The sequence below is a fragment of the Marinobacter panjinensis genome (genome assembly GCF_005298175.1).
Taxonomy (GTDB): domain Bacteria; phylum Pseudomonadota; class Gammaproteobacteria; order Pseudomonadales; family Oleiphilaceae; genus Marinobacter; species Marinobacter panjinensis.
Map to the genome: position 1 here is coordinate 958,833 of NZ_SZYH01000001.1, position 22,142 is coordinate 980,974.

19 protein-coding genes are annotated in these 22,142 nt (G+C 57.5%); 9 read left to right on the forward strand and 10 right to left on the reverse strand.

Annotation, left to right across the window (positions count from 1 at the left end; translation table 11 throughout):
• Nucleotides 1-16 precede the first annotated feature (16 nt).
• Both ccoS and FDP08_RS04355 read left to right on the forward strand, forming a co-directional pair.
• On the forward strand, nucleotides 17-208 hold the full coding sequence (ccoS, locus tag FDP08_RS04350) for a cbb3-type cytochrome oxidase assembly protein CcoS (RefSeq protein ID WP_282562523.1): 192 nt from the start codon (nucleotides 17-19) through the stop codon (nucleotides 206-208).
• The gene (locus FDP08_RS04355; RefSeq protein ID WP_137434794.1) at nucleotides 208-894 is read left to right on the forward strand and encodes a sulfite exporter TauE/SafE family protein; all 687 of its coding nucleotides are present in this window, start codon (nucleotides 208-210) and stop codon (nucleotides 892-894) included. Before ccoS ends, FDP08_RS04355 begins: the two co-directional genes overlap by 1 nt.
• On the opposite strand, the gene ttcA is transcribed toward FDP08_RS04355, so the two are convergent.
• Nucleotides 895-1,806 carry a tRNA 2-thiocytidine(32) synthetase TtcA gene (gene ttcA, locus FDP08_RS04360; RefSeq protein ID WP_137434795.1) on the reverse strand — a complete coding sequence of 304 codons (912 nt, stop codon included), beginning with the start codon at nucleotides 1,804-1,806 and terminating at the stop codon, nucleotides 895-897.
• A gap of 80 nt (nucleotides 1,807-1,886) precedes the next feature.
• Between ttcA and FDP08_RS04365 the strand changes: the two genes are divergently transcribed.
• Genes FDP08_RS04365 through FDP08_RS04375 form a run of 3 tightly spaced genes read left to right on the forward strand, consistent with a single transcriptional unit; the run spans nucleotide 1,887 to nucleotide 4,281 of the window.
• Nucleotides 1,887-2,555, forward strand: coding sequence for a TetR/AcrR family transcriptional regulator (locus FDP08_RS04365; protein ID WP_228263232.1), 669 nt, complete (start codon nucleotides 1,887-1,889; stop codon nucleotides 2,553-2,555).
• Nucleotides 2,552-3,214, forward strand: coding sequence for a DNA-J related domain-containing protein (locus FDP08_RS04370; RefSeq protein WP_137434797.1), 663 nt, complete (start codon nucleotides 2,552-2,554; stop codon nucleotides 3,212-3,214). Before FDP08_RS04365 ends, FDP08_RS04370 begins: the two co-directional genes overlap by 4 nt.
• A 50-nt stretch (nucleotides 3,215-3,264) precedes the next feature.
• Nucleotides 3,265-4,281 (forward strand): polysaccharide deacetylase family protein, encoded by a 1,017-nt coding sequence (locus tag FDP08_RS04375; protein ID WP_427901850.1) that lies wholly within the window; start codon nucleotides 3,265-3,267, stop codon nucleotides 4,279-4,281.
• 8 nt (nucleotides 4,282-4,289) lie between these two features.
• Here FDP08_RS04375 and FDP08_RS04380 read toward each other — a convergent pair whose 3' ends face one another.
• Genes FDP08_RS04380 through FDP08_RS04395 form a run of 4 tightly spaced genes read right to left on the reverse strand, consistent with a single transcriptional unit; the run spans nucleotide 4,290 to nucleotide 8,869 of the window.
• Nucleotides 4,290-5,303, reverse strand: a complete 1,014-nt coding sequence (locus FDP08_RS04380) for a MalM family protein (protein WP_137434799.1) — start codon at nucleotides 5,301-5,303, stop codon at nucleotides 4,290-4,292.
• Nucleotides 5,304-5,337: 34 nt separating this feature from the next.
• On the reverse strand, nucleotides 5,338-6,963 hold the full coding sequence (locus tag FDP08_RS04385) for an OmpP1/FadL family transporter (protein WP_137434800.1): 1,626 nt from the start codon (nucleotides 6,961-6,963) through the stop codon (nucleotides 5,338-5,340).
• A gap of 37 nt (nucleotides 6,964-7,000) precedes the next feature.
• Entirely contained in the window at nucleotides 7,001-8,011 is a 1,011-nt protein-coding gene (locus FDP08_RS04390; protein WP_137434801.1) for a transporter, read from the reverse strand.
• A gap of 57 nt (nucleotides 8,012-8,068) precedes the next feature.
• On the reverse strand, nucleotides 8,069-8,869 hold the full coding sequence (locus FDP08_RS04395; protein WP_137434802.1) for a C39 family peptidase: 801 nt from the start codon (nucleotides 8,867-8,869) through the stop codon (nucleotides 8,069-8,071).
• A gap of 252 nt (nucleotides 8,870-9,121) precedes the next feature.
• On the opposite strand from FDP08_RS04395, the gene malT reads away from it, so the two are divergent.
• Nucleotides 9,122-11,878 (forward strand): HTH-type transcriptional regulator MalT, encoded by a 2,757-nt coding sequence (malT, locus tag FDP08_RS04400; protein ID WP_137434803.1) that lies wholly within the window; start codon nucleotides 9,122-9,124, stop codon nucleotides 11,876-11,878.
• Between the two features lie 25 nt (nucleotides 11,879-11,903).
• Here malT and FDP08_RS04405 read toward each other — a convergent pair whose 3' ends face one another.
• A complete protein-coding gene (locus FDP08_RS04405) occupies nucleotides 11,904-13,367 on the reverse strand; it encodes an SLC13 family permease (protein ID WP_137434804.1) in 1,464 nt (487 codons plus the stop codon).
• 20 nt (nucleotides 13,368-13,387) lie between these two features.
• On the reverse strand, nucleotides 13,388-13,708 hold the full coding sequence (locus tag FDP08_RS04410) for a TraR/DksA family transcriptional regulator (RefSeq protein ID WP_137434805.1): 321 nt from the start codon (nucleotides 13,706-13,708) through the stop codon (nucleotides 13,388-13,390).
• 147 nt (nucleotides 13,709-13,855) lie between these two features.
• On the opposite strand from FDP08_RS04410, the gene FDP08_RS04415 reads away from it, so the two are divergent.
• The 3 genes from FDP08_RS04415 (at nucleotide 13,856) to malK (ending at nucleotide 18,240) form a co-directional block, all read left to right on the forward strand.
• On the forward strand, nucleotides 13,856-15,220 hold the full coding sequence (locus FDP08_RS04415) for a sodium:solute symporter family transporter (protein WP_137434806.1): 1,365 nt from the start codon (nucleotides 13,856-13,858) through the stop codon (nucleotides 15,218-15,220).
• Between the two features lie 249 nt (nucleotides 15,221-15,469).
• Entirely contained in the window at nucleotides 15,470-17,086 is a 1,617-nt protein-coding gene (locus FDP08_RS04420) for an alpha-glucosidase family protein (protein WP_427901838.1), read from the forward strand.
• Between the two features lie 38 nt (nucleotides 17,087-17,124).
• Nucleotides 17,125-18,240, forward strand: coding sequence for a maltose/maltodextrin ABC transporter ATP-binding protein MalK (malK, locus tag FDP08_RS04425; RefSeq protein ID WP_137434807.1), 1,116 nt, complete (start codon nucleotides 17,125-17,127; stop codon nucleotides 18,238-18,240).
• Nucleotides 18,241-18,436: 196 nt separating this feature from the next.
• Here malK and malG read toward each other — a convergent pair whose 3' ends face one another.
• From malG to malE, 3 genes are all read right to left on the reverse strand, one after another.
• Nucleotides 18,437-19,327, reverse strand: coding sequence for a maltose ABC transporter permease MalG (gene malG / locus FDP08_RS04430; RefSeq protein WP_137434808.1), 891 nt, complete (start codon nucleotides 19,325-19,327; stop codon nucleotides 18,437-18,439).
• A 10-nt stretch (nucleotides 19,328-19,337) separates the two neighbouring features.
• Nucleotides 19,338-20,831 carry a maltose ABC transporter permease MalF gene (malF, locus tag FDP08_RS04435; protein ID WP_137434809.1) on the reverse strand — a complete coding sequence of 498 codons (1,494 nt, stop codon included), beginning with the start codon at nucleotides 20,829-20,831 and terminating at the stop codon, nucleotides 19,338-19,340.
• Between the two features lie 107 nt (nucleotides 20,832-20,938).
• The gene (gene malE / locus FDP08_RS04440) at nucleotides 20,939-22,138 is read right to left on the reverse strand and encodes a maltose/maltodextrin ABC transporter substrate-binding protein MalE (protein ID WP_137434810.1); all 1,200 of its coding nucleotides are present in this window, start codon (nucleotides 22,136-22,138) and stop codon (nucleotides 20,939-20,941) included.
• Nucleotides 22,139-22,142 lie beyond the last annotated feature (4 nt).

A 22,142-nucleotide genomic window follows, 5' to 3' on the forward strand; every position in this document is an offset into this window, starting at 1 on the left:
CGCCGTGAAAATCGTAATGATCCTGGTTCCGGTCATGCTGGTACTCGTAGCCCTTGGCATTGTTCTGTTTTCCTGGGCCGTAAAGAACGGCCAGTATGATGATCTGGACGGGCCGGCGCATCGCATCCTCTATGATGACGACAAGGACAAGATTCCGGACGACGCAAAGCAGCCCGGGAAGGAATCCGGAGAAGACCAGACCTCCTGATGGGTGAAGAACTTTACCTGAGTTATTCCAGTGCCTTCCTGATCGGACTGCTGGGCAGCACCCATTGCCTGAGTATGTGTGGCGGAATCAGCGCTTCTCTCTCCATGGCCCTGCCCGTCGGCAAGGGGTTCCGCCTTCGCCAGACCTTCCTGCTGTTGGCCTTCAACGGTGGCCGTATTGGCAGCTATACACTGATTGCGGCGCTGATTGCCCTGCTCAGCACCAGTGCGGCTGGCAACTGGACGCAATTGGGGCCGGTTCTGCGAACTCTGGCGGGCATACTGCTTATTCTGATGGGGCTTTCCATGGGGCAGTGGTGGCAGGGCATCCGCTATGTGGAACGCGTCGGCGCGCCGATCTGGAAACGCCTCTCTCCACTTACCAAACATGTGCTGCCGGTACACCACGTTCGGCAGGCGTTGGCGCTGGGAGCGCTCTGGGGCTGGTTACCGTGCGGCCTAGTCTACAGTACGCTGGGGTGGGCAGCCTTGCAGCCAACCGTGGGCAGTGCCGCTGCCACCATGATGTTTTTTGGCCTGGGCACCCTGCCCTCCATGCTGGCAACCGGGTACGCCGCCACCTGGATTCGCAAACTTCGGGAACAGAGGCATTTCCGGCAGTTTGCCGGGTTGCTGCTGATTGGCTTCGGGGTCTGGACGCTGCCGATCACCGCGATGATGCATTAGTCAGATATTGAGTACGTCCAGACGCCCGAAATCCGGGGCTTCCGGCTCAACGGTCCCGACCGCCTGACCGCCGTGCGGGCGCCGGGAACCCTCACGAAAATCGTAAAGAGCGGTATCAGCAAGGTGGGATGGCTCCACATTGCAGATGGCGCGGAACATGGCCTCCAGCCGTCCCGGGTGCTGCTTGTCCCAGGTCTGGAACATATCCTTGATCACCTGTCGTTGCAGGTTTTCCTGAGAGCCACAGAGGTTGCACGGAATGATCGGGAACTCTCGCAATCTGGCATAGCGGGCTATGTCTTTCTCACGGCTGTACGCCAGTGGCCGGATAACCGTATTGCGGCCGTCATCACTGTGTAGCACCGGCGGCATGGACTTGAGCTTGCCACCGTAGAACATATTCAGGAACAGGGTTTCCAGCAGATCATCCCGGTGATGCCCCAGCGCAATCTTTGTAACACCGTGTTCTTCCGCAAAATTATAAAGAATTCCGCGACGTAGACGGGAACAAAGTCCGCAGGTGGTCTTCCCTTCCGGCACTTTTTCCTTAACAATACTGTAAGTGTCCTTCTCGATAATGTGATACTCGATACCGAGTGCCGACAGATACTCCGGGAGCACTTCCTCCGGGAACCCCGGTTGTTTCTGGTCCAGGTTCACGGCGATCAGTTCAAAGCGCACCGGCGCGCTTTTCTGCAGGTTCAGCAGAATATCGAGCATGGCGTAAGAGTCCTTGCCGCCCGACAGGCAGCACATGACTTTATCGCCGGCTTCAATCATCGAGAAATCAGCAATTGCCTGCCCCATTTCGCGGCGCAGGCGCTTCTGCAGCTTATTGAATTCCAGTTTCTGCCTGCGCTCTGCTTCAGAGGTCAGGGCAGCTTCAGAGTTGGCAGTGATTGCTTCGGACATAGATAAACGTCGTTCATAGGGTCAGTGAGCGTCGGATTATACGCGTGCAAATGTTCCAGGGACAGGATACAGACATGGATATGTCAGAGACAAAAAAGGAAACCCCCGGCAAGCGGGAATTCAACCGTATTCGTAACCGCAAGGCCATACTGGGTGCGGCCCGAGAGTGTTTCCGGGAGCGTGGCTACGACAATTCCACCATCCGCGATATCGTACGCCGTACCGGTCTGGCTGCCGGAACCTTCTACAATTATTTTTCCAGCAAGCAGGACATCTTCGCGGCCCTGTTGACGGATTTTCTTGCCCGGCTCAATCATAATCTTACCGAAAACAGGCAGGCTGCCGGGTCGGCAGATGAATTCATTTACTCTGCCTATTTTGCACTGTTCAAAGCCACCGCCAGCGACCCCCTGGTGTATGAGCTCGCCCACCACAACGACCGTGCGATTCGGGAACTGTTCGGCTCAGACATTCTCGGGCTCACGATGGTTTCACTTGAAGAAGACGTAAAAGGCGCAGTCGAGCAGGGCCTGCTGCCGGACCTTGACCAGGAATACCTGTGCGCAGCCTTTTTCGGCGTCGGCTACGAGCTCAGCCTGCGCCTTGCCCATCGTGCCCACAGCAATCCCGACGAGGCTGAGGCCGAAGCCAGAAAGGCCACCCTGTTTGCCACCAACCTGTTTCTCAACGGGTTGCGGCTTGACCCCCTCTTCCGTAACGGCGCTCCGTCACCTACCATAACGGAATGAATCAACCTGATACGGCAGCACATACCACCCAAACGCCCCGTTCCGACCCACAGAACGACAAACTGAATTTCCAGATTCAGCATCTGTTGGTTGCGACCGAACGCATACTCCGGCAGAACCCTGCCGGAATGAATGAGCTAGGGCTCATCAAGACACTGCAGAGAGCGCCCTGGGAGTTAATTGGCAGCGTAAATTTCGCGGAGCCGGATAAACTCTATCCGGTGCATTTTTTGCTGTTCCACGTGCTTTACCGTCTCCGTGACCAGCTTGCCCCTGGCGGGGAGACGCTGAGCATTTCGCCCCTGGCCATCCAGCTCCGGCCCAGCACCATTGTGGCCGGTACGGGGATGCCCGACCAGGCGGACGAGCTGAGACACTTCTACCTGGACCTGTCCAAATACGAGATGCCCGAAGAATCCATAAACCGGATGATGGACGACTTCTGGGCCGGACGCAGCGGGTATCGGCCGGAACTTACAGAAACCCGGGAAGCCGCTGCCACCCTTGGCTTTGATAGCATTCCGACAGGCTTTGAAGAGGTGAAACAAAGGTTTCGCAGGGCGGTGATGCATGCCCATCCGGACCGTGGCGGTGAAACCGAAGCCATTCAACACCTCAACCAGGCTTTTTCTGTGTTGAAGGCCCATTTCAGGACCTGACGTTTGCGACTACCTGGATCACAGAGGACGACACAATGATAAAACAAATGATGACCCGATCACTTCTGATGGCATCGCTTGCCGGCTTTGCCCTGAGCGCGAAAGCCGATCTCGTGGTGCTCCAGTATCATCATGTCAGTGATTCCACACCGCCATCCACCAGCACCTCAGTCTCTCTGTTCGAGGGCCAGATGGACATGATCGATGAGCTGGGAATCGAGGTTGTGCCCCTGGAGTCCGGAACCCGCGCGGCTCTAAACGGCAAGCTGCATGATCGCAAACAGCTTGCCATCACCTTTGATGATGCCTACGAATCCGTCTATTCCAGCGCTATACCGGAGCTCGATAAGCGGGGTTACCCTTACACGATATTTGTGAATACCAATGCCATAGGCAGTCATGGTTACATGACCTGGGATCAACTTGCGGAGGTGCGTGACAAAGACAGCGTGACCATCGCCAACCACAGCGAAGACCACGGCCACCTGGCGAGGCGCCCGGATGAAAGCAAGGCCGCCTGGGCGCAGCGCGTGGAAAGCAGCCTGGACACCGCGCAGGAAACCCTCGCAGACAGGCTTGGCATTGACGTTCCGATGTTCGCCTACCCCTACGGAGAATTTGACGAAGCCCTTGAGGGCAAGATCACGGAGCGTGGATGGCTTGGCTACGGCCAGCAGTCCGGTGCCATCGGCGCCACATCCGGCGCCACCCGCCTGCCCCGGTTTCCTATGGCCAATGCCTACGGGCAGCTCAACAGCCTTGAGAACAAACTTCGTAGCAAGGCGCTACCGGTCGATGCCAACGAACTTCCTGATGGCGTTATCGAAGAGAACCCACCAACACTGTCGTTCACCGTCCCGGAATCCATAAGCACAGGCCGGCTGACCTGCTTTGCGTCTGGACAAGGGCGTGTGGATTTTGAGGTTTCCGGGGACCAGGTCATGCTTAAGGCCCCTGACAGTTTCAACAGTCGCCGTTTCCGCTACAACTGCACCCATCCGGCGCCGGATGGCAGCTTTTACTGGCTGTCGCAGCAATGGCTGGATCTGAGTAAGCCCGAAGACTAGTCTCCCGCCTACTCGCCTTCCCTTGAAAGGCCCAGCTCGCCGGTACGGGTGTGAGGAATCGCCTCAGGCCCGTATTTTCCCTCGAAAACGGTTTGCCCCGCCAGATCGTCGTCGCGCGTGAAGATAACCATCCAGCGCTCGCCCCGGGCGGGAAATACCGGTATATAGGCTTGGAGATAGCCGAGACTGTGCCAGGATTCCGGCACATACTCCACAACCAGATCGGTTACGATACGGGATGGTTCAAAGGACGCATCCAGAAAGGCAACGGAGGGAACAAAAACCCCGTCGTTGGCAAACGACCTGAGGTGAAGAATAAAATCGTTGTGCGTTTCCTCTGATGGTAATCTTACCAGACGATACGGGCTGTCACCGGTACTGAACGAGTGCACGGGCGCTGTTTCGTCCATATCAATGCCAAACTCCCTTCCCTGCTGCCACTCCTCCGTCTCTGTCTTGTCCAGGTTGCGGCAACACTCACGGGACCATTGCGCAAAGAAGGATTCAGTGTCCGGCTCCATGGCCAGCACCGCCATGGCTTCGGGATCAGCGCCCTCTGGCAGGCCGGTGCCCCCGGATTCCTCTCCTGGCTGGTGTATGCTCGCCTGGGTCAGCTGAACCGGCGGTTTGATACGCCCCTTTTCGACGGCGGATCGGGTATCCGGCTGGTAGTAGCTGACACGGAAGTTACCTTCGGCATCCCGCCAGGTGAAATAGGGCTGGGGTTCGCCCGGGCGGATATAACCGTCTTTTTCCAGCTGATTGCCGTCAGGGTAGTTCTCCAGGTTGAATTCATCGTCGACCTCTTCTGACGCTGAATCCTCGCGGGTATTGCCTTGCCCTTCACCTTCCTCGTCGCCATCGACGGCAGCTTTCGGTATCGGCGTATGCCGTACCCGGCCCTGCTCATCGACCCAGGTAAAATAACCCTCGCGGCCTGCTGACGAGTCAGGACCAGAGGACTGGCATCCTGCCATGGCGACGACCAGACAGGTAACAACCAACAAATGGCATTTACGCATGGGGCTGATCACCCTGTTTGCTGAGGTTTTCGCCTCAGAATTTGGTGCGGAAGCTGAGGCCCGCCATCACTACCCTAAGCGAGGTTTTTACATCCAGACCCGCGTACGGGTTATAGATGATATTGGTTATATTGTCACAGTTAAGGTTACAACTGCCATTGGCCGGAATGGTTTCAATGGACTGCAGGTAGCTCAGGTTCATGTCGATCTCAGTGTCCTTGTCCCAACGATAGCCCATCCCGACACTGTATAAATTAGCCCCCCCGAAGGGCGCCAGAATCTGCCGCTGATCGTCTGGAATAACTGAGTCGCGAATTTCCACACCCGCACGGAGATCCAGACGGGATGAGGCGTGAAATTCCAGACCAAAACCCCAGTTCCACTGGTCGGTAAAACCGAGCGGTAACCGCAAAGTGTTTGGCGTGGCATTATCCGGCGACAGAATTCTCGCCGCATTGAGGAATTCCAGGTTGCGGTCAAACCGAAACACGAATGCATCCCACTGTTTGTAATCGGTCCAGCCCACATCCACGTTGACGGTCAGCTTGGGATGCACATCCACACTGATACCGGTCTGGAAGTGCTGGGGATAGGTCAAGTCCAGCGAAACGTTGCCCGCTTCTCTTGGTGCACCCGAAGGCAAGCTCAGGATCGCCGATGTGATAGCACCGAGTACCGAGCCATTGACGCTCTGCCAGAAGCCGGACCAGTCGTCGGTATACTCGATCTCGAAGGTACCTTTGAGATTCATGTCCGCTTCGGAGGTATAGCTTGCGCCCCAGGTAAACCAGTCATTAGGTTCCCACATCACGCCCAAGGCATACGTTGGCGACAGGGTTTCCTGGACATTGATACTGAGCGCGCCGATATCATCCCAGGGGCCGACATTGCCACCACATAAGGCAAGCCAGGGCTGGAGAGGCTCATCGCCACTTTCACAGTTAAAGGCATCCTGCAGTACCTCGGCCACCCCCAGAAGCATGTTGGGTGCCCGCATGTACTGGTCTACGGCCATGCCCATGTGTGACAGATGAATACCCGCACCCACTGACCACTCTTCATTTATCTTGTAGCCAACGGACGGCGACAGGTACGTCGTTCGTTGAAGCGTCTGTGCCTGAGGCATATATCGACCGGGATCTTCTTTATCACGGTAATAGCCGGCCGCAAAAGGCATATAAAATGCGTTAGCAAAGGTCAGTTTTGAACCCGGAGGATTGATACTGATCCCCCCGGAGGGCACAAGCGCCGGGCCCGGGGGAGCGCGTAGAAGTCCGAAGCCGGGAATGTAGAGCGCCAGGGTATTGGAATGGCTGTGACTGTTGGCAACAGGGTCCCGTTGCTCACCTGTCAGCGGATCTGTCTCGAGGCCATCGATGCCAAATATTTCATAGCCCTCAGGAGCGTGAAAGTCAGCATCGACATCCAGGTAAACACTCATCAGATTTACTTCTAGCTGGCGACCTTCCAGCCTGGTCAATCCCGCAGGGTTGTAATGGATCGCCATCATTCCGGGTGGATCCGCAGTCACCGCATTCCCCAATGCCAGGGCCTTGGGGTGGATGGTCAGGTTCTGTGCCAGCTGAGCCTCGACACCACAGGTCACCGAGGCTGCTATGATGGCACCGGCAATCCGTTTCTTGTGGCTGGTTATACCCATGAAATCTTCCCTTCCCGTAAAACGTCAGAGGCTGGATTCACTCTTTGAGACCTGAAAATCTGATGGGCAGGGACACGCCCAGCGAGAAATCCGGTGCGTCTTCGGTCAGGCCGATACCAAGACTGGTATTCACAATGGTGGTGTCACTCACACGGGTGCCGAGCGACATGCTGAGAAAGCCGCTCATCTGGTCCTGGGCAACGGCCTGGGAACCATCACTGAAGGAAAGTATGGTTTCGTCGCTGTAACTCAGTTGCGCCGAGATGCTGAGCGAAATGTCGTAAGACAGTGAGTAGGCGAAGCCGCCAGATGCAGAGAGACCAAAGCCCGGCTCGATCTCTTCCAGTACCCGAGCGCCCCTTACCTGCTGCAGGTCGGTTTCCGGAATGTTGTAGGTTGAACTGACGGAGCCGAACACCACCACCGGGTCCAGTACCTTCGAAGCACTGACACCCGCCGCCAGAGAGTAATAACCACTACCGGTGGATAGCTGTTCGTCGATATCGATTTCATAGGGACTGACGCCAGTCTTGGACGTGAACGTCCCGAAAACCGTGGTGGACATCTTCCCTGGCACATAGGAGAAGGGTTGCCAGCGAGCCGTGGCGGATATGTCACCCACATCGTAAACGCTGAGTTCATCCTGGGTGTCATGCTTGACCACCAGCGGAATGCGGGTACCCACTGTCAGGTTGTCCAGCAAACCAAAATCGTAGGAGAAGGCATTGGTGAAGCTGTGTGTGGCAGAGGGCACAACATCCAGATTACGAACGGAGCCGTCGGTAATCGCCAGGTCCAGGCGTTGGTCGCCGGTGTAGGAGTAATCGAAGGAGTAATTGAGCGCGTGAGTGCCCTTTTTCTGCAACGAATAGCTGGTCTCCGCTGACTGGAAAACCTCCTCCAGCTGTTTCGAGGAATCTTCGTCACCCTCTTGTTTTGCAAGCGCTTCCCTGGCCTGGTCTACGTTTCCTTCCTGCGACAGAGCCGTGGTTGAGTAAAGGCCAGTCACGGAAAAAAGGATAAAACCTCGCACTAACCAACGATTCATCCTGACTCCCTTATTTTACTTGTAATGGTTCCTGTACGGGGCGTTGCGCCCTGCACGTTAATTGCGACGGTAGAACAGCTGCTTTCTGGTATTCTCGACACTGCCGTCCGGATTGTTTTTCTGGCGTTCCAGCATGTTCCGGATCCGGCGTTCCGTTGACTCGTGAAACTCGGGAATCTTCTGAAGCGCCAGCAATGTCATTGTCTGGTCGTCCACAAACCGCAGATCCTCTTCCTTCAACTCAAGGTAATCCAGCGGTTTGTCGCTGCCGGGGAAGACAATGAAAAGCACATTGTCGTCCCACTTTTCCTCGAACTGGGCAAGCGTAAAAGAAATGTTGCCGACCGCCGGGTCAGCCAGGTATACGCGACCGTCCCGGATGGTTCTCAGCACCACAAAATGCTTGAAGCCCGCATGCTGGATGGGGACGATCGCCGGGTGGTCCAGGTCAATCAGATCATCAATGGTGGCGCGGAAGCCCCCGGACGGATAACCCAGGGCGGTCACCAGGCGCTTCATATCAAGCATGGAGAAGGCTCGCCGCTGAACGATACGCTCGCTTTCTCCATAATGAAGCAAACCCTCCATAACCTGCCGCTCCCCGAGGTTTCTGCCCAGGTAAAAATTGAGTACGGTGGTCAATGCCGCGCTGCCACAGCTGTAGTCATAGGCTTGCCGCACAATGTTGCGGAATTGCTGCTCTACCAGCGGCTCCACTCGTGTGTCGGTTCTCAGCTCAATGGGGCTGGTGTCGAAATCCTGTTCAATCACGATAGTGCCCTGCTGATAAGGCTCAACAATGACTGCCTCCTGGGCCATGGCGAACGTGAGGATGGATCCGGCGAGTACCAGCAGCATGGTCAGACGAAGTCCCTGTTATTATTAGACATGACGTTTTCCGAGTTACATCTTGTTACGGTAAGATACCGAAATCGCTACTCCCTTAAAGATAACTGTGCCTCAAATCTGCCGCTGCAGATGGGGCCCTCTCTGCCGGTTTTGAGAACTGGTTCATGCCCGCCCAAACACACCAGAGATAAGTTGACGCCGAAGTTGAAAGCCGGTATCACATCCAATGCCATTGTCTGACACCCATTACTGAAGATCCTGATGACAACAACACTGAAGCCGGGACAACTGACGTTCATTGTCGCCAAGAATCAGAGCCCTCAACCCCCTCCGGCCTTACTGCACCGGGAAAAATTCAATGACCTTCTCCAAGGTCTTGAGCCGGTAAGTCTGTTACTCGTCCACGCCCCTGCGGGCTACGGCAAGACCACCACCGTTGCCGACCGCCTCGGAGCACTTGAAGCAAACACCGCCTGGTATCGGCTGGAAGTCGGAGACAATGACCCCGCGAGATTCGCAGGCTACCTGGCCAATGCGCTGGAGGTGGCAGTGCCCGGAAGCTGTCCTGCCACACTTCGAAAACTGCAGGACAGGGGATTCGAAGATCTGGAGAGCTTTCTCACAGATCTTCTGGCGGAGTTACCGCTGGATGAAGACCCGCTTTACCTGGTGCTCGACGACTACCACCTGATCGACAACCCGGACATCCATGATGCGTTGCGATTCCTGCTCCGGCATCAGCCGGCCTGCCTGACGATGGTACTGATTACCCGGACTATTCCCCCCATCGGCGTTGCCCAGCTCCGCATGCAGGGCCGAATGGCTGAAATCACCTCCCGCGACCTGGCCTTTGGTGCCGATGAGGCACAGCACTATTTCGACAGCCGGCTGCCGTTCGAGATTTCCCGTGAGAGTATTGAGAGAGCGGTAAGGCGGGTTGAGGGCTGGGTGTCAGCGCTTCAGCTGTTGTCCGCCTCGGCGATGACCAGTCTTGAATTCAACGATTTTGTCGATCAACTGGAGTTCGGCAATCAGCATATCTTTGATTATTTTGATGAGCTGGTTGGCCACGGCCTGACCGAGCAGCAACGCACGTTCCTGTTGCGTACCAGCATACTGGACCGTTTTAACGCGCGAATGGTCATGCGGGTAATGGATGACAGCGACGGCCAGGCATTGCTAAGCAGCCTGCTGGCCATGGGGCTGTTTATCACCCCTGTGGACAACTCCGCCCTGTGGTTCCGCTACCACCCGCTGTTCTCCGTCTACCTGCGACATCTGCTGAGCTGCACAACCGAGGAAAACAGGCAGCAACTGCACCAGCGTGCCTGCGATGCCTGGCTGGAGCTGGATCACGCCGAGGAAGCAGCCCGGCATGCCATTGAGGCAGACGACCCGGAACGGATAACACGGGTACTGACCCTCCACGGGCGCAAGTTTTTTACCGAAGGCCAGTTCATTCTGCTGCAACGCTGCCTCGACGCCCTGCCGCAGGACATCATTGCCCAGGATCCCACGCTGACCCTGCTCCGCGCCTGGGTGGCCCAGGGCCAGTATCAGTTTGATGATGTTGAAAACTGGCTGTCTGCTGCCGAATGCAGGCTGGCCGCCTCCATGACCGAGGATACCCAGCGGGCGGTTTACGGTGAATTCAGCGCTATCCGGGCCCAGGTAGCCATGAACTACGGGGATGGCGAACGGGCACTCGCACTGGCAAAGGAAGCCATCGACCAGGAGGCTCGCTACCTGCCCACCTCCCGGGTGGCCGCCGCTTCCGTCATCGGGGAAGCCCTGTTCGTTCAGGGCGAACTCGACGAGGCCCTGGCCCGCATGCAGGAAACCGAGCACCTTGCGCGGGCCCACCAGGCCCACCAGAACGTGATCTGGGCACTGTGCCAGCAATCCGAAATCAGCGTGGCCATGGGGTTACTGCAGAAGGCCTATAATATCCAGGAACGTGGTTTCCAGTATGCTGAGGAAAACAACCTCAACCACCTTCCGATTCTGGAATTCCTGTTCCGGATCCGCAGCCAGATCATGTGGGAATGGCACCATCTGGAGAACGCCGAGCGCTGCGCCCTGCAAGGCATCGAGATTCTGGAAGCCCAGGGCGAACGCTGGTACGTGCAGAGCTATACCTCGCTGGCCAAGGTAGCCCACGCCCGGGGCCGCCAGAGCCTTTGTGCCGACTACATTGCCAAGATCCAGAAAATGCTGGCCTCCGGTGACTATCACCTGGACTGGGTGGCCAACGCCCACGCTACCATGCTGGCTTACTGGGATGCTGTGCGGGATCATGACGCCATCCAGCGCTGGCTGACCATTGCACCGCCAGTGGATCCTGACACTGCCACCAACCACTTCAACCAGTGTAACGGCCGCAACCGGGCCCGGGCCTACATGAGCCTTGGTCTCTACAGCAAGGCACAACCACTGCTGTCCGGCTTGCAGACCGTAGCCGAGCAGGTCGGGCTGAAAACCGATCTGAACCGCAATCACATTGCCCTGTCATTGCTGTACTGGAATACCGACGATCGGGAGAACGCCCTCAGGCATATGGTGACGGCTCTCCAGTTGGCCAGCACGACCGGTGCGGTGGGCAGCTTCCTGCGCATGGGTAAGGTGCTGATTGTGATTCTGAAAGCACTGATCAACGATGAAGCTATCGACGGCATGGAATTGCAGCGGGCGGAACGCCTGATCCAGCTGGCGCAGCAGCAACGTGACTTCAGCCGTGCCATCCGCATTTCGCTCGATGAGGCCATTATCCAGGACATCATTGATCGACCGGACGTGCCCGAACTGATCCGGACGTCACCGCTGACCCGCAGGGAGTGGCAGATACTGAGCCTGATACACGCTGGCCTCTCCAATGACCAGATTGCCGAGCACCTGAAGGTGGCCTCGACCACGGTCAAGACCCATATCCGCAGCCTCTACCAGAAGCAGAATATCAGCCACAGATCCGAGGCCATCGAACTGGCCAAGGACCTGCTGAGCAAGATTCAGGGAGAATGAAACCGGGACAGTACAACGGCCCTGGTCAGATCGTAAAGACCAGACCAAGAAGCAGGTAGCTCAGCGCAGTCACCACTACAATGCCGAGAAGATTCAGGGCGAAACCCGCCCTGATCATATCCTGGATCTTCATGTGGCCGCTGGAGAAAACGATGGCGTTGGGCGGAGTCGCCACGGGCATCATGAAAGCGCAACTGGCGGCAATAGCGGCCGGCACTGTCAGCAACAGAACCGACATCTCCTGGGACATCGCCAGTGCCCCGAGCAATGGCAGGAATGCCGCCGCCGTAGCGGTATTGCTGGTGACCTCGGTGAGGAAAATAATAACCCCCACGACCAGGACAATCATCACCAGAATGGGCAGATGGCCAGCCACCGACAGGCTTTCGGCGATCCACTCCGCCAGGCCGGAGCTACTGATCACTCCTGCCATGGCAAGGCCACCGCCAAACAGCAACAATACGCCCCAGGGAATCCCCTGGGCGGTCTCCCAGTCAAGCACGAATTCCCGCTCTTTCAGGTTTACCGGAATCAGGAACATGGCGATGGCCGCCGCGATGGCAATGCCGGTGTCGCTCAGCCAGGGCATCAGCCCATCAGACAACAGTGGCCGGAAGATCCAGGCCGCTGCTGTCACCGCGAATACCAGAGCCACCAGCTTTTCCCCTTTCTGCAAGGCGCCAAGGGCTTTTAGCTCGTCCCGGATCATGTCGCCACTGCCGGCCTGACTACCCAGCGCGAAATCCTGGCGGGTCAGCCACCACCAGGTCAGTGACAGCATTATCAGCGACACAGGCACCCCCAGCAGCATCCACTGGGCAAAACCGACGGAGATACCCTGATTCTCACCCAGATAGGCTGCCAGCAATGCATTGGGCGGAGTGCCTATCAGGGTGGCAATACCACCAATACTGGCGGAATAAGCAATAGCCAGAAGTAACGCTGTGGCATAGCGACGAACGCCCTCGGGGTTGGGAGAGTCCATCATTGCAATCACCGAAAGACCAATGGGTAGCATCATGATCGATGTCGCCGTATTGCTGACCCACATGCTCAAAAAGGCGGTGGCGATCATGAATCCGGCAATCTGGCGCCGTGGCTTGTCACCCACACCACGCAGTGTCAGTAAGGCAATCCGTCGGTGCAGGTTCCACCGCTGCATTGCCAGGCCAAGCGTAAATCCACCGAGAAACAGGAAGATGATGGGGTTGGCGTAGGGTGTTGTTGCATCCTTGATACCACCCAGGCCCAGCGCCGGGATCAGCACAATCGGTATCAGCGCCGTGGCGGGAATGGGAATCGCCTCGGTGGACCACCAGGTTGCCATCAGCAGCATCAGCCCGAGCGCTGCCCAGGCCTCGGACGCCATCCCTTCCGGAGCCGGGAGGACCAGTACCATAAGCAGGAAAAGGGGCCCCAGAATCAACCCGATCACCCTGCTTTTCGGCAGCCCGTCGGGTTTATTGTCGGAACTGGCAGCTGCTGACATCAGGCCTCCTTTTTACCGGATCATTCGTCTGCGCATTTCACACATACCGTGGTATAGGGTAGTACCTGCAACCTTCGCGGGTCTATTTCCTCCCCGCAGCTCTCACATTCGTCCCCCAGCCCATTGGCCAGCCGTTCCAGGGCACGTTCTATCTGGGCCAGTTCAATGCGGGTTTCAGTTTCCAGAGAATCCACCACCTCGTCGTTCTGGGTCTGGACGGCCTGTTCTTCCGAGTCTTTCTCCAGAGCCCCATCCTGCCGGTGCTGATGGGCCTCGTATTTTGCCAGCCGCGCCTTCAGATCAGCGCGCAGGGTCTCAAGTTCCGACTTGCGATTACTCATAAGTACCTCCTGTGCCGAGAATTCTTCCCGGATAAATACCATCTACAGTAAAGCATAAGCCTGACACTCATTTGATGCTTGTCAAAATTGACTCAATGCAGATCTGTGTCACTATTCCGGGCTTCACCACCGGCGGAGAACACCACTATGTTTTACACGACCGTCGCCGCCCTCGCGGCTGCCCTGGTTCTTTTTACCTGGCTGGGAATGCGGGCACGCCTGGCCGATGGCGGCCTGGACGACTATGTGACGGCCCGTAACAGCCAGGGCGCCAGGGCTCTGGGGTTGTCGTTCCTGGCCTCTGGCATGGGTGGCTGGATACTCTTTGCGCCACCGGAAGTGGGTGCCCTGGTAGGGCCAGTGGCACTGGCCGGCTATGCGCTGGGTGCGGCGCTGCCGTTTATTGTCTTTGCTTTCTGTGGTCCGGCTATTCGCCGCTACCTTCCCCGGGGCCGCAGTATCGGGGAGTTCGCCCAGGCCTGCTATGGCAATGCCGTTCGCCGCTACGTATCGCTGATCTCCGTGCTTTACATGCTGTGTTTCCTGACCGCGGAACTGACAGCCATCGGTGCCATTACCTCGCTGCTTTCCGGTATCAACGGCAATGTGGCGGTGCTGGGTGTGGCTGTCGCCACGCTGATTTACACGGCTTGGGGTGGTCTGCGGGCCAGCATCGTCACCGACCAGTGGCAGGCGTTCCTGTTAATCGGGTTGCTCGCAATCGTCGGGTTTGTGGCCATGGAACGGCTGCCGCAACTGGATACCGCCAGCGCACCATCGGCGCCAGTCGGTAGCGCCCTGAGCGTTGCCCTGACACTGGTGATTGCAGTAACCGCCGCCAACCTGTTTCACCAGGGTTACTGGCAGCGCCTGTGGTCGGCACGGGACACCTCAGCCTTGCGCCAGGGTGCCCTGTTTGGTGGCGTGATCACCATCGCCGTGGTTGCTGCTGTGGGTGCCCTGGGTATTGCCGCCGCCATGAGTGGCGTGGATCTAGGGTCCCCACCCATTCCCTTCTTTGCTCTGCTCTCCGGGGCGCCCGCCTGGCTGACCATTCCTGCCCTGGTACTGGCCTTGACCCTGGTGGCCTCATCAGTGGATACCCTGCAAAACGCCCTGGCGTCCCTGGCGGTAACGGAAAGACAGGGGCTCTCCATTACCTCGGCACGGTGGATTACCGTCATCCTGATGATCCCAGTGGTTATTGTGTCACTGCAGGGTGTTTCAGTATTGAGGCTGTTCCTGATTGCCGACCTGCTATGCGCCACGGCCGTTATACCGGTGCTGATGGGCCTCTGGAAACGAATGACAACCACCGCAGCAGTAATGGGTGGCCTTGCTGGCCTGGCCGGGGCGATTATTCCCGGATGGGTCACCGGTGGCAGCCTGATGGCCGGTCTGGAAGTCGCAAGCTTTCCGGGCGGCATTCCGACGCTGCAGCCATTTGTGGGCGCCCTGGTCGGGTCTACGCTCGTTAGCCTGGTGCTGGCCTTTGCTGCCAGGAGGCAGTAACTACCCCGCTCCCAGGCTGTCCTCCCTGCCGATAACTGGATCGGCAGGGAGGACAGTCACTCTCCTTCTGTACTCCTATTCATCTCATCCCCTCTACGCCCCCCTCATCCCCCCGGCTACGCCAACAAAAACTCCCGCAGGAGGATGAACGGGCCGTTGCTTGATCGCACTATGCATGAAAGCAATTACCACGGAACTCTTCCGTTCCAGACAATAACAGTCTTTCACCGTCAGGGTGTTAAGCGAGGCATGATGATCAAAAACCCGGACTGGTGGCGTGGCGCCGTCATTTACCAAGTTTATCCACGCAGCTTCAACGATTCCAACGGCGATGGTATCGGTGATTTGCCCGGGGTTACCGCCAAGCTGGATTACATCGCAAGCCTGAACGTAGATGCGATCTGGTTGTCGCCGTTCTTTACCTCCCCCATGAAGGATTTTGGCTACGACGTTTCAGATTATCGCGACGTAGACCCGATATTCGGTACGATTGAAGACTTCGACGAGCTGATTGCCGAGGCCCACAAGCGCGACCTGAAGATCATGATCGACCAGGTTCTGAGCCACTCCTCGGACCAGCACCGATGGTTTGTCGAAAGCCGTTCCAGCCGCGACAACCCCAGATCGGACTGGTATGTGTGGGCGGATGCCAGGAAAGATGGCACACCTCCAAACAACTGGCTATCGGTTTTTGGGGGCTCAGCCTGGGCCTGGGACAGCCGGCGCAAGCAGTACTACCTGCACAATTTCCTGGCCAGCCAGCCGGACCTGAACTTCCACAACCCCGAAGTGGTGGATCAGGTACTGTCGGACGTGAAGTTCTGGCTGGACCGGGGCGTGGACGGCTTCCGTCTCGACGCCATCAACTTCTGTTTCCATGACCCGAAGCTGCGGGACAATCCTCCCAGCAATGCGGTTGCCGAAGGGTCCATTGGTGTGCGCAAGGAAAATCCCTACGCCTACCAGTTCCACAAATACGACAAGACCCGCCCGGAAAACCTGGCTTTCCTGCAACGGCTGCGTGCGTTGCTTGACCAGTATCCCGGAACCACTACCGTGGGAGAAATCGGAGACGACAACTCCCTGGAAACCATGGCGGAATATACCGGTGGCGGCGACAAGCTCCACATGGCCTATTCCTTTGACCTGCTGACCGAGCAACGTGGCGCTGATTTTTTCAAGAAGACGGTCGACTCCATTGAAAAGAAACTGACCGACGGCTGGCCCTGCTGGGCCATAGGCAACCATGACGTAGCCCGTGTGGCCAGCCGCTGGGAAGCCCGGTCAGCGCAGCAACTCAAAGCCTACATGGCAATGCTGCTGACCCTGCGCGGCAGCATCTGTATCTACCAGGGCGAGGAGCTCGGCCTGACCGAAGCAGAGCTGGAATACCACGAGCTGGTTGATCCCTATGGCATCAACTTCTGGCCCGAATACAAGGGCCGGGACGGCTGCCGCACACCGATGGTCTGGCACCACCGGGAAACCCATGGTGGTTTCTCCGATGCGCGCCCCTGGCTGCCGGTTTATGATGAACACTACAATGCAGCGGTTGCGGTCCAGCATGACGAGGAGAATTCCATCCTGCAGGCGTACCGTACCTTTCTTGGATGGCGCGCACAGCAGCCGGTTCTGCTCAAGGGCGATATCGAGTTCCTCAAAAGCCCGGAAGAAACTCTGGTTTACACCCGACATTACGAGGGTGAAACCCTGCTGGTGGCCCTGAACCTGACCGACAAGCCAGTTCGGATCACCACGCCAGCTCCTGGCCAGCCAATCAAAGGCACCCCGGGCTTTATCGGGGGTTCCTGGAAAGGCCGGCAACTCGAGCTGCAGCCATGGGGTGTCGAGATTGCATCACTCTGACCCCCTGCTTCCATAGATCAAACAAGAAGACACACATTATGGCCAGCGTCACACTACGAAACATCTGCAAGAGTTTTGACGAAACCCAGGTAACCCGCAACGTGAACCTGGATATCGATGACGGCGAGTTTGTGGTCTTTGTCGGCCCGTCCGGGTGCGGCAAATCCACCCTGCTACGCATGATCGCGGGGCTGGAGGACATCACCTCCGGTGACCTGTACATTGGTAACGACAAGGTCAACAACCTGCCACCCAAAGAGCGTGAAGTGGGCATGGTGTTCCAGTCCTACGCCCTGTACCCCCACATGAACGTGGCCGAAAACATGGCCTTCGGCCTCAAACTGGCCAAGACCAACAAGACCGAAATTGACCGGCGTGTTAACGATGCCGCAAGGCTGCTCCAGCTCGACAACCTGCTGGAGCGTAAGCCGAAAGACCTGTCTGGCGGGCAGCGCCAGCGTGTGGCTATTGGCCGCACCATTGTGCGGGAACCCACGGTATTCCTGTTCGACGAGCCATTATCCAACCTGGATGCTTCCCTGCGGGTACAGATGCGCATCGAAATCTCACGCCTGCACAAGCGCCTGGACGCCACCATGGTGTACGTCACTCACGACCAGGTAGAAGCCATGACCATGGCCGACAAAATCGTCGCCCTGGACAACGGCACCATCGCCCAGGTTGGCAGGCCCATGGAGCTGTACCACTATCCCGCCACACGGTTTGTGGCCGGGTTTATCGGCTCTCCGAAGATGAACTTCATCGACTGCACTGTTGAGAAAACCGGCAGCCAGTCCGTTACCGTGACCCTGCCAGGCGAACACTCCCTGGAAGTCGCCATCAACGGCCACGAACTGTCTGCCGGTGAATCCGTCAGCCTTGGCGTGCGCCCGGAACATTTGACCACCGGCGACGAAGCCGACATGTACATGGACGGCGAAGTCACTGTGGTTGAACGGCTGGGCTACCAGACCCTGGTCCACATGGACGTCAACGGCGTGGACGGTGTCATCACCATGCGCACCGACGGCAGCGACCCGGTCCAGGAAGGCACCAAAGTCACCCTGGGCTTCAACGCCATCAAATGCCATCTGTTCCGCCAGGACGGCAACGCCTGCCCCCGGCTGTACCGTGAGCCCTGCATTGATTTCTGATTTGCACTGAACGTTTTCAGGGGCCGGTTCGTCACGTACCGGCCCCTTTTTTTTGTTTAACTAGCCAGGGTCTGGCCGCTAATGTCCAGCGATCACGAAAATAAAAAAAAACCCGGTCAGCAGGGGGGGGGATTAGCCTGACCGGGTCGCGAAGTGCGAAAAGGAAGACGCAATGCTCGCGGAAGGGATGGTGGCGTCAGCCCTTGACGCCACCAGCTGTAAGCCCGCCAACAATCCATTTCTGGCAGTACAGGAAGATCAATGTAATGGGCAGTCCCGAGAGCACTGCGGCCGCGGCAAAGTCGCCCCAGAGGTAGTTCTGCTCGTACAGGTACTGTTGCGCCCCCACCGCCAGGGTCAGTTTGTCGGTATCCACCAGCAGCACAGACGCCATCGGGTATTCCATGATGGTCATGATGAACGCGAGGATGAACACCACCACCAGAATCGGCACAGACAGCGGCAGCAGGATGTAACGGAACGCCTGCCAGGTGGTGGCTCCGTCGACGATGGCCGCCTCTTCCAGGGAGCGGTCAATGGAATCGAAGTAGCCCTTGATGGTCCAGATATGCAGTGCCATGCCCCCGAGGGATGCAACGATTACCGCACCGTGGGTATTCAACCCCAGCCAGCTGACGTGGTTGCCTATCTTGTCGAACAGGGCATACAGCGCCACCAGGGATAGCACCGGTGGGAACATCTGGAAGATCAGCATCGACTTGAGCACGAAGCCCTTACCCGCAAACCGCATGCGGGCGAAGGCATAGGCGCTGGTGGTGGATAACGCCAGGATCAGCACCGCGGAGACCACCGCAATCTTGATGGAGTTCCACAGCCACAGCAGCACCGGGAATGGCGGCTGGGTTACCGTGCCGTCTTCACCGGTGTAGGGAATGCCAAACGCCAGATACCAGTGCTCCAGCGAGGGATTCTCCGGCAGCAGGCTGCCGGAGGCAAAGTTACCACTACGGAAGGAGATGGAAATCACCATCAGCAGCGGAAACAGAATGATCACGATGAATCCAAGCATCCCGAGATGGGATGCCAATACGCGATACTTCGTGGAGCGGGGTTCAACCATCGCCATGGGTAGCTCCTTAGACTTTGACTTTGGACAGTTTGAGGTTGATCAGCGACAGGGCGCCAACCACCAGGAAGATGGCAGTGGCGATGGCAGCCGCCAGGCCAAAGTTCTGTCCGGAATCCTGGAACGCGATACGGTAGGTGTAGCTCACCAGCAGGTCTGTAGTGCCTGCAGGTGTGCTGGCACCGATAATATCGGGCGCACCACCGGTCAACAGGGCGATCAGGACAAAGTTGTTGAAATTAAACGCAAAGCTTGCAATCAGCAGCGGCATCAGCGGTTTGATGATTAGCGGCAGAGTGATGTTGAACAGGTTATTCACCGGCCCTGCCCCGTCCATCACAGATGCTTCGTAGAGATCCCTCGGGATTGCTTGTAACAGCCCCATGGTGAGCAGCATCATGTAGGGATAGCCAAGCCAGGTGTTCACGATCAGGATCATGGTCCGGGCCAGGGCCGGGTCGCTGAACCAGTCGGGGCGGATCCCGAACAGGCCTTCCAGCACCAGGTTAATCTCACCGAAGTTCTGATTGAACAGGCCCTTGAACACCAGAATCGAGATGAACGCAGGCACTGCATAAGGCAGAATCAGCATGGTGCGATAGAAGCCTTTGCCACGAATCTGGTCCCACTGCAGCAGGTTTGCCAGCAGCAGACCGAGTGCCAGGGTGAACACCACCGTGGCCACCGCGAAGGACAGCGTCCACACGAAAATCTCGAAAAACGGCCCACGAATGCTGGGGTCAGACACCACTTTCAGGTAGTTGTCCCAGCCGATGTTGACGGTCCATCCCGGTGACAGGGTCTGGCCGTCCGCGCTGCGGTAAAAGCCGGTGTCGTGGTCCGGGAAGTAGGTGACGTCAGTCTGGTTGTCGGTAATGCTGCCATTGTCGTGCAGCGTGAACTGGTCGTTGATCGCGGCGAATGCACGCAGGCTGGCCATGCTCAACTCCCGGCCATCCTCGGTCAGCAGTTCCAGTTGCGACAGTTCCGACCTGAGTTGGATGATATCGCGGATTGCCAGTGGCTCTCCCGCTGGTTTCCCTGAGGCAGGCAATACCGGTGCGCTGGAATCCGAGCCATCCAGGGCCAGCGGTGCCGATACCAGGTCCTGATGCTCCCCTTCCAGATAGATCACGTAACCGGCGTCGGTATCGTAGAGCTCATAGTTGTAGCGAACGGAATCGGACTGATAGGTCCGGTCCAGCAGGTTTTCCTGTACCCGCTCAAAGCTCAGCAAATTGCTGGCACTGTAGTTGGTAAAACCAATACCCACCGTGTACATCAGCGGGAAAATAACAAACAGCCCCATACCCGCGACGGCCGGAAAAATGTAGCGGTGGGCGTAGAGTTTCTTGTTGACGAAGACAAATACCGCTGACGCCGTCAGCACCAGGAACAGCATCGCGAACACGAACTCCTGCTGGGCATACAGTGCCAGTATCAGGTAGAGCGCCATTCCCACCAACGCAGCCAGGGCGCCCCACTTCAGAATCATTCGGGTCATTGAAAGTCTGCTTTCGGTTCCGGGGGAGGACAGGGTTTCCGTTATCATTGTAGTCAGCCCGTTAAAAGCCGCCGGCAAGACTGCCGACGGCACTTTCATTTTTGGTGTTACCGGGTAATGCGTTTTGCTGCAGAGTTCAGGGCATCCTCAACGGATTGTCTGCCCGAGGTGATGTTCTGCAGAGCCGGGCCCATGGATGACCAGAACGCGCCCATGGCGGGAACACTTGGCATGGGCTCACCCAACTCGGCGTTCTCGAACGTTGCGGCAATGTTCGGGTTCGACGACAGCTCGTCCATGAATTCCTTATTGGCGACAGCGCCCAGGGGAACGTCGTCGTTCACCATCTTCAGACCCTTGATGGACAATGCGTAGTTCTCCAGGAACTCCACCGCCAGATCCTTGTTGGGGCTTGCGGTGTTAAGGGTTGCCGCCATTACGCCCACCATCGGCTTGCTTGGCTGGCCGTCAACGGTAGGCAGCTTGGCAACACCGAAATCAATACCGCTCTTCTTCAGGTTGCCCCAGGCCCAGGGGCCGTTGATCATCATCGCCACTTCGCCCTTGTTGAACCCGGACTCCATGGCGCTGTAGTCCGCACCACGGGGCATTACCTCTTCTTCAATCAGGGTGGCCAGCATATTGGCCCCTTTCATGGCACCCTCGTTATTGACGCCGGTGTCCTTGACGTCATAGCTGCCGTCTTCGTTCTGGGCAAAGATATAGCCACCGGCCGCGGCGATCATCGGCCAGGTGAAGTAGGTGTTGTTGTAGTCCCACAGAATGGCGCGCTTGCCATCTTCCGCCAGTTTTTCGTGGATGGCAGGGATGTCTTCAAAGGCCTTTGGCGGCTCAGCCACCAGATCCTTGTTGTAGATCAGGCCGATGGACTCGACGGCCATGGGGTAGCCGTACATCTTGCCGTCGACCGTCACCGCATCCCAGGTGAAATCGAAATTGGCATCAACCACCTTTTGTGATGGCTTGATCTCGGAAATGATGCCGCTCTGCGCCCATTCGCCGAAGCGATCGTGTGCCCAGATAAAGATGTCAGGGCCGTTACCGGTAGCGGCGGACTGCTGGAACTTGTCGGTGGCGCTGTCGGGGTGGGCTACTTCAACGGGAATACCGGTTTCTTCGGTAAACCAGTCGCCCACTTCCTGCAGGCCATCATAACCCTTGTCACCGTTGATCCAGACCAGGAGTTTGCCTTCCTCAATCTCGGCATGGGCAGGTGCAGACATCCCGAAAGATGCTGCAACAATGGAGGCTGCGAGTGTGCTGCGGATAAAAGTTCGACGATTCATCAGG